At 31.2% G+C, this 8404-nt stretch carries 9 protein-coding genes; 1 reads left to right on the top strand and 8 read right to left on the bottom strand.

Features of this window, described 5'->3' with window-relative positions:
• Window positions 1-309 precede the first annotated feature (309 nt).
• From SYO3AOP1_RS09090 to SYO3AOP1_RS09075, 4 genes are read right to left on the bottom strand one after another with little or no spacing between them, the layout of a single operon-like run.
• Window positions 310-552, bottom strand: coding sequence for a hypothetical protein (locus SYO3AOP1_RS09090; RefSeq protein WP_012460428.1), 243 nt, complete (start codon window positions 550-552; stop codon window positions 310-312).
• A gap of 1 nt (window position 553) precedes the next feature.
• Entirely contained in the window at window positions 554-1210 is a 657-nt protein-coding gene (gene fsa, locus SYO3AOP1_RS09085) for a fructose-6-phosphate aldolase (protein ID WP_012460427.1), read from the bottom strand.
• Window positions 1207-2511 carry a M23 family metallopeptidase gene (locus SYO3AOP1_RS09080; protein WP_012460426.1) on the bottom strand — a complete coding sequence of 435 codons (1305 nt, stop codon included), beginning with the start codon at window positions 2509-2511 and terminating at the stop codon, window positions 1207-1209. Before SYO3AOP1_RS09080 ends, fsa begins: the two co-directional genes overlap by 4 nt.
• The gene (locus tag SYO3AOP1_RS09075; protein ID WP_012460425.1) at window positions 2512-4062 is read right to left on the bottom strand and encodes a 2-isopropylmalate synthase; all 1551 of its coding nucleotides are present in this window, start codon (window positions 4060-4062) and stop codon (window positions 2512-2514) included. It abuts the gene before it with no gap.
• A gap of 389 nt (window positions 4063-4451) precedes the next feature.
• On the opposite strand from SYO3AOP1_RS09075, the gene SYO3AOP1_RS09070 reads away from it, so the two are divergent.
• On the top strand, window positions 4452-5732 hold the full coding sequence (locus SYO3AOP1_RS09070; protein WP_012460424.1) for a bifunctional diguanylate cyclase/phosphodiesterase: 1281 nt from the start codon (window positions 4452-4454) through the stop codon (window positions 5730-5732).
• A gap of 5 nt (window positions 5733-5737) precedes the next feature.
• Here the strand turns inward: SYO3AOP1_RS09070 and SYO3AOP1_RS09065 are convergent, their stop codons facing one another.
• The 4 genes from SYO3AOP1_RS09065 to secF are packed head-to-tail and all read right to left on the bottom strand — an operon-like array spanning window position 5738 to window position 8400.
• Window positions 5738-6127 (bottom strand): nucleotidyltransferase substrate binding protein, encoded by a 390-nt coding sequence (locus SYO3AOP1_RS09065; protein ID WP_012460423.1) that lies wholly within the window; start codon window positions 6125-6127, stop codon window positions 5738-5740.
• Window positions 6114-6413: a nucleotidyltransferase domain-containing protein gene (locus tag SYO3AOP1_RS09060; protein ID WP_012460422.1), complete on the bottom strand. Its 300-nt coding sequence runs from the start codon at window positions 6411-6413 to the stop codon at window positions 6114-6116. The genes SYO3AOP1_RS09065 and SYO3AOP1_RS09060 overlap by 14 nt, the downstream gene beginning before the upstream one ends.
• Complete coding sequence (gene hisC, locus SYO3AOP1_RS09055; protein WP_012460421.1) at window positions 6406-7476, bottom strand: histidinol-phosphate transaminase; 1071 nt, start codon at window positions 7474-7476, stop codon at window positions 6406-6408. The genes SYO3AOP1_RS09060 and hisC overlap by 8 nt, the downstream gene beginning before the upstream one ends.
• Window positions 7477-8400 (bottom strand): protein translocase subunit SecF, encoded by a 924-nt coding sequence (gene secF, locus SYO3AOP1_RS09050; protein WP_012460420.1) that lies wholly within the window; start codon window positions 8398-8400, stop codon window positions 7477-7479. It abuts the gene before it with no gap.
• Between the last annotated feature and the right edge of the window lie 4 nt (window positions 8401-8404).

Raw genomic sequence — 8404 nt, 5'->3', positions numbered from 1 at the left:
TTATAAAGACTTAATTGATTTTTCCTTGAGAAAACTTGTTTATTTTGTTAAGAAAATTTAACAGCTAAATGACATAGCAAGACTGTTCCAAAAATCAAAATTGTCATTCTGAGCAAAGCGAAGAATCTCATGTTTTTCTTTTCAAGTCAAAAAATCAAAAGAGGGGATCCTTCGGCTTACAGCCTCAGGATGACACGGAAAGGTAAGCTTACGAGAATTTTGAAACAATCTTACGCCGTAGCAGAAAAACCTTTCACTTCTTACATTTCACGTTCCAGGTTTAAAAGATAAGCTCTTAACTCTTGTCTTTTATCTGTAATGACAAACGCTTCTTGGACTGTTGACCCCTTTTTTTAGCAATAACTTTGCACCTGTTTCAGTGTCATACTGATATTTTATAATTTTATCTCCTTTTTGAGCCTTTGGACTTGTGTAAATTCTTCCTGGTATGATGGACTTAGCAAGCCCCATTTCTACCAGAGCCTGCAAGTCCTTTTCAAAATCTTCAATGATAGAATGTTCTCTTTTTACACCTTTTTTTCTGTATTTCATTTTAAAATGGTTTTTCTGGAACGCTTTCCCAATCTTTTAGAAATCTTTCTAATCCAATATCTGTAAGTGGATGTTTAGCCAGTTGTGCAATTACACTGTATGGAATTGTTGCTATATCTGCTCCAATCATTGCGGATTCTATTACATGAACAGGATTTCTGACAGATGCTACAATAATTTCAGATTTAAAATTATAATTATCTTTGATTTGCTTGATTTGTCTTATTAAATCCATACCGGTATGGCTAATATCATCCAATCTGCCTACAAATGGAGATATATAAGATGCTCCAACCTTCATAGCTAATAAAGCTTGGGCTGGAGAGAATACCAATGTAACGTTAGTCTTTATTCCTTTATTTTCAAAGTAGCTTACTGCCTTTAAACCTTCTGGTGTCATTGGAATCTTGATAACAACATTTTTACCAAGTTCCGCAAGCTTTTCACCCTCTTTAATCATGCCTTCTGCATCTGTGCTTGCAACTTCCAAGCTAACTGGTTTATCTGGTACTTCTGCCAATATACTTTTTACCACATCCCAAAATGGTTTTTTAACCTTTGCGATTAATGTTGGATTAGTTGTTACTCCATCAAGAAAATGTAATTTGTTTGCTTCTCTAATCTCATTCACATCTGCTGTATCGATGAAAAACTTCATTTATTACCTCCTACTATGTTTTTGTAATTTTCATAAAATCTTGTGTTTAGCCAGTTAATATCAAACCATTCTACTGGATTGACCTCTATTCCATTAACCAACACTCCATAATGTAAATGGTCTCCTACAGCCAATCCTGTTGTTCCTGTTTTTCCTATATACTGACCTTTTTTCACTGTTTCCCCTTCTTTAACTGCAATTTCGCTTAAATGAGAGTATAACGTATAAACACAAAGACCATGGTCAATAATTATACTATTGCCATATATGCCCAAGAATCCAGTAAAAACAACCTTTCCGTTGTTAGATGCTTTAACCGGTGCATTTTTTACAGATGCAAAATCAAACCCTTTATGATAAGCATCTGCTCCTTCAACGATTTTACCGTTATATCTGTATTTTCTATAATCAGCAAAACCGCCAAGCTTTGCAGCATTTTCTAAATATATAAACTCTCCTTCAAACATCGGATACACATTTTTACATTCACTTGCAATCTTATGGATAAGGCTTTCATTTTTGTTTCTTGTAAAGGTATTAACATACTTGAACAATTCAGCTTTATCCAGAATGTCTTTATCTGAAAGTGGCTTTATTTTTGTGTCTATAAAATTATCATCAATATCTAAAACAGACTGTGAGTAATTTACTTTTTTGAAATTGTAAGAAATTGAACTTATTGTTTTATTATCTGCATTGTCTAATGCTTCTAAATAAATAGGTTTTTTATCATTATAAAAATAAGGAAGGCTAAAAGGACATACATAAGTGTTATTTAAGTTTAAACATTTAAAACTAAGATTTTCTATCTTTACATCTAAAGTTTTTAGGTCTTCGGACGATTTAGCAAATACGAAACCTGTTCCACCGTTTATTATGTTTTGAGTGGATGCTAATATAGAAATTGAAGGTGGTGTAAAATCAATTTTAACATCTTTTGTTAATACTTTTGTATTTTTAAGTATGGAACCATCTCTTGCTTCTATCTCTAAAACAGCATTTCCTTCAACCAAGCCAAGACTCTTGGGCTTAATATTTACATTTAAAGATACTTCTTTTTGATTATCCATACTTTGTTCAAAAACTTTAATTTTATGGTTATTTTGTGAAATGTATACCTTTAAATCTCTTATACCCGGCTTATCGTCTACAGCTTTAACTGATATAACAGCATTCTCTCCTAAAGACAAAGTTTTATTCAGTACTGTAATCTCGGGCTTTGAAAAGTTTATCTTTCCTAAGATGAATAAAATAACAAACCCTATTAGAATAAGTAGGATTAAAAATAAGCTTTTTTTCATCTACACTCCTTCATTAATTTGCCTTGTTAAGAAAGATTTTCTTGCCATGTATTTGTTGTAAGCATCTATGTAAGCTTTAATGCTTGCTTCTATTATGTCTGTAGATGTTCCTTTTCCGGAGGCTATGTGCTCAGAATCTTCAAATCTGACGATAACTCTCACTTCACCCATTGCATCTTTACCTGAGCTTAAAGACCTAATAGTATAGTCCATAAGCTTTCCTTTTATGTTTAAAGCTTTTTCCAAAGCATTGATTGCACAGTCTATCGGACCATCCCCGCATGCAGTTGAGACTATTTCTTCGCCTTCTTTTTCTATTTTTACAGTTGCAGTTGGAATAACGTTATCGCCACTAATTACATGGAAGTATTTTAATTTTGCCTCTTGGTCAAACTCTGAAAACTCTTCCAAGATTAAAGCTTCTATATCTTCGTCAAATACTTCTTTTTTCTTGTCTGCAAGTTTTTTAAACTTTTGGAACAATGTGTCTATTTCACTTTCTGATAAGGTTGTATAGCCAAGCTCTTCCAACCTTGCTTTAAATGCATGTCTTCCAGAATGTTTTCCAAGAACAATTTTAGATTTTGGTACACCTACATCCTCAGCTCTCATTATTTCATAAGTTTCTCTATGTGCAAGAATTCCATGCTGATGTATACCTGCCTCATGAGCGAAAGCATTATCCCCAATGATTGCTTTGTTTGGTTGCACAAAACTTCCTGTAATTCTGCATAATAATCTGCTTGTCTTATAAATTTCTTTTGTGTTTATGGTTGTATAAACATCTTTAAAGTAATCATGTCTTACTTTTATAGCCATTACAACTTCTTCAAGTGCAGCATTACCAGCCCTTTCACCAATTCCATTTATAGTTGCGTGAACTTGTCTTGCTCCATTTTTTACAGCAGAGAGGGAGTTTGCAACCGCTAATCCTAAATCGTTATGACAGTGAACGCTGATTACAGCTTTATCTATATTTGGAACGTTATTTTTAATATCTGCTATTAACTTTCCAAACTCTTGTGGAATAGCATAACCAACAGTATCAGGTACGTTTATCGTCTTAGCCCCTGCATCTATAACAGCTTCAAAAACTCTGTACAAAAACTCTCTTTCAGACCTAAAAGCATCTTCTGCAGAAAATTCAACATCATCTGTAAATCTTAAAGCATACTTTATTGCTTTTACAGCTCTTTCTAAAACTTCCTCTGGCTTCATTCTTAACTTATACTGCATATGAATAGGGGATGTTGCTATAAATGTATGAATTCTTCTGTTTTCTGCTGGAGACAGGGCTTCTCCTGCTTTTTCTATGTCTGACTCTAATGCCCTTGCCAAGGAGCAAACTTTTGCATTTTTTACTTCCTGAGCAACTCTTTTAATAGCTTCAAAATCTCCTTCAGATGCAGCAGCAAAACCAGCCTCAATAACATCAACGCCGAGTTTTTCAAGCTGTAAAGCCATCTTTACTTTTTCTTCAACTGTCATTGAAAAACCAGGTGCTTGCTCACCATCTCTTAAAGTTGTATCAAATATAATTAACTTTTCCATTTTGATCCTCCATAAAGTTATTAGAAAACGTTATTAATAAAAGATAAAATATGATAACATAATAAGAAATTCAAGAAAATGTATAAGTAAAACTATTCCAAATATCAAAAAACTTTTTGTGTGTATAAGTCATACCAGTTTGGGAAAGCTGCAGATTTACTTGAATTTATAATATCACAAAAGTATTCCAGAGGTGATTTTTTGTTTAAACATAGTACATCAAAAACTCATCTGCAATAGCCCTATTCATTCTCTCTACATATGCTTATTCTTTTAGATATCTTGGATAGTTAAAATAGTGTTTTACTGCCTTTCTCTTTACTGCCTTGATAAACATAAACTTATATGAATTATTTGAAATACAGACTTAATTCATGTAACTTAAACCTATGTTTATATGGTATAATTATGCTATGGGGATATTAGATATATTCAAGAAAAACAAAGAAGGAATAGAACCTAAATATATAGATAAAATAACTGGTGTTTATAATAAAAACTATATTTCTGAAATAGAAAAAAATTTCCATAAACTTAATTTTGCTGTAATTTTGCTGGATTTGGATAATTTTTCAAATATTCATAAAGGTTATGGAAAAGACATAGCAGATTTATTGCTACAAGATGTAGTTAAAATAATTAAAAATAATATTAGAGAAGAAGATATAATTATTCGAATAGGAGATGATGAATTCTTAATTTTAGTTAAAAAATTTGATGATAATACAAACCCGTTAGGTATTACAGAGAGAATTATAAATAAAATATCTTTAAATAAATTTAATTTAATTAACAACACGGTAAAAATAACCGCATCTGCTGGTATTTACTTATATCCAGAAAAGGAAACCGATTTTTCATTAGCCTTAAAAAAAGCTGATACTGCATTATTGAAAGCAAAACAAAAAAGAAATACTGTTGAGATTTATTCTGATGGTTTGGAATATAGAACCGATAAGAGGCTAACAGATGTAAAGATAGCAATTGAAGAAAAAAGATTAATTTGTTATTATCAGCCTATTTTTGATATGGAAACTATGAAAACTATAAAATTTGAAGCATTAGTAAGAATAATCTCTCCAGAGAGAAAGATTATAGTGCCAAATTTGTTTTTAGCATCAATTAAAAATACTTATGTTTATAAAGAACTTACAAAAAAAATAATTGAGTTTAATCTCTTTATTGTAAGGACAAAGAAAATAAAAGTAAGTATCAACTTATTGCCATCAGATATTTTAGATATTGATATTATAAATTTTCTAACTTCATTAAGCAAAGATTTTACCTCAATGATTACACTTGAAATCTTAGAATCAGAGAGTGTTGACGATTATGGAAAATTAAGAGAAAATTTACAGATATTGAAAAAAGCTGGATACGAGATAGCCTTAGACGATTTTGGCTCAGGATTTTCTAATATTTTACACTTAATAGAACTTCAACTCGATTATTTAAAAATAGATGGTCAGATAATAAGAAAGATAGATAAAGACCCTATATCTTACACTGCTGTAAAAGCAATAAAAAGCTTGACCAAGGAGATAAATATAAAAACCATTGCAGAATTCGTATCTAACAAAGAAATTTATGATAAGTTAAAAGAAATTGGAATAGACTATGGTCAAGGATTCTATTTTAAAGAACCTTTGCATCCTTCTGAAATAAGATAAATTAATTAAATCTTACTCTCAATTTTTCTTACAGTTTCAAATAGCTTGGCAGTATAAAATTTTTTAATCCTTTCAAAAATTTCATTGGCTGTCTGTTTGTCATATATATGGGATGTTAAGTTTCTATCTTCAAGCATATCAAGAAAAATTTCATCATCATCTATTAAACCATTTCTAAATGCTTCTTTTATGCAAGTTCTTGGATTATTACATTCAACACCATAATACTTTAATATAAGCTTTAGAGTTTTCCAGAAAAGCTTAAATGAAAACTCAAATCTCTGGATTGTACCGTCTATCTCTAAATCAGTTTTTGCAGTTTTAACAGCTTCGCTTAATCTATTTAAAGCATTGTTTAAATTTTCTAAAGCTTGAAGAATTTCAACTTTTCTCATATAAAACTTTCCCTGTTTCATAAACTATGTTTTTAAAGTTTTCGCTACATTCATTAAGATAAACAATATCTACTGAATATATCCCGCTTATATCTTCTACAAGCTCTTTTATCTTTCTTTTTAGTCTAAAATCTACATTTTGTTTTAATTCAACTGCTAAATCGATATCTGAGTATGGTTTATTTTCTCCTTTAGCTCTTGAGCCAAAAAGTAATATTTTTTCTGGCTGTAATTTTTCTACTAAAACATAAACTACATCGTTAATTATCTTCTCCACTTTATCCATTTTTAAATATTTCAAACATTGCTTTTATAAATTCATCGTTTTCTTCCTTTTTGCCAATAGAAACTCTTAAGCAGTTTTCAAGCTTTGGAAGATGAGACATGTTTCTTACAAGGACGCCTTTTTCTATTAGCTGTTTGTGAAGCAGGTCTCCGTTTGGAACTTTCATCAAGAAAAAGTTTGCATCTGATGGATAGACTTTTATATGTTTTATCTTAGAAATTTCTGACATCACTCTTGTTCTTTCTTCTCTTACAGCTTTTATTTGCTGATTTAATTCATCTAATCCTTCTGTTAGTACAATTTCTCCTATTACCTGTGTTGGGTAGGTAATGTTAAATGGCAGTCTTGCTTTGTTTATCTCTTGAGCTACTTCTTTTTTTGCTATTAGATAGCCAAGTCTTATACTTGCAAGTCCTACCTTTGACATTGTTCTTAATACAACTACGTTATCATACTGCAGAGCTTCTTTTATAAAGCTTTCTTTATCTGAAAAGTGGATGTATGCTTCGTCTATTACTGTAAAAACTCCTTTATCTATCACGTATTTTATTAAACTTTTGTTAAAGCTGTTTCCTGTTGGGTTGTTTGGGGATGCAAAGAAGAAAGCATCAGGATTTTTTGATAATGCTTTATCTATCTCTTCTTTTGTAAGCTGAAAATTTTCATCAAGCTCAAACTCTACCTTTGGTCTTCCAATTACGTCAGAAGAAACTTGATACATAGGAAAGGTTGGTATTGGATAGGCAACTGGATTTTTTAAATCTCCAATAACTGTGATTAAAAGATGTATCAACTCATCTGAACCATTTCCAAGAACAAGGTTTTCTGGCGCTATATTTAGATTTTCTTCTGAATTTACAAAATTGGCTATTGCTTCTTTAAGTCTTGTAGCATGTGGGTCTGGATATCTTTGAAAGTTTATTTTTTTAATTTCTTGAGATATTCTTTCTTTTAATTTATCTGATAGGTCAAATGGGCTTTCATTTGAAGATAGTTTTACTTTACAAGGTGTTGTTTCTGTTTTATAGGCTTTTAGATTTTTTAGTCTTTCTAAGTATCTCATTTACGCTCCTACCGTTTCTTTTTTTGCTTTTGCTCTTAAAATTTTTTCAACTTCTAAAATCAAAGGTGCAGCAACGTAAATTGATGAGTAAGTACCAAAAACAATACCTATAAGCAGTGCTAATGCGAAGTTTTGAAGAGATTCTCCACCAAAAAAGTATATCGCAATTACAGAAAATAATGCTGTTCCTGATGTGATTATCGTTCTTGCTAAGTTTTCGTTAATACTTCTGTTAATGATGCTTTCCATATTTTTTCTTCCACGGGCTTTTATGTTTTCTCTGATTCTATCAAAAACGATGATTGTATCGTTTAAAGAGTACCCAAGAACTGTTAAGATTGCCGCAATTACTGTAAGGTCTATCTCTTTTCCAAGAAGTGAGAATATACCAAGTGTGATGATTGCATCATGGAACAGGGGAATTACAGCTGCAATTGCAAATAAAGGCTCATATCTATAACCTACAAAAAGTAAAATCCCAAGCATTACAAAAACCATAGAGTACACGCTGGCTTTTGCCATCTCACTTCCAACCAAAGCATCTATAAACTCTACCTTTCTTATCTCATACTGACCTTGGTATTTGCTATCTAATGCTTTTTTCACTTTTTCAAGAACAACGCTTGAACTTCCCTTTTTAGCCGGTACTCTAATTTCGACTTCATCTTTGTTAGTTCCTACTTCTTGAATTAAAGAGTCTGCTAAATCTACATCTTTAAGTAGATTTCTAATATCAGAAACTCTTATCTGCTGGTTAAATTTAACTTGAATCGACGTTCCACCTGTAAAATCAAGCCCAAGATTAAACCCTTTCGTAAAGAATAAAACAAAGCTTAAAATTAACAAGCTTAAAGATATCCCATAGCCTATTTTTCTAATCTTTAAAAAGTCTATATTTGGTGGTTCTACCATAAAATTTCTCATTTTC

The organism is Sulfurihydrogenibium sp. YO3AOP1, assembly GCF_000020325.1.
Classification (GTDB): Bacteria; Aquificota; Aquificia; order Aquificales; family Hydrogenothermaceae; genus Sulfurihydrogenibium.
The sequence above is the reverse complement of the archived record's forward strand: the minus strand, read 5'-3'. Positions and strand labels throughout refer to the sequence as shown.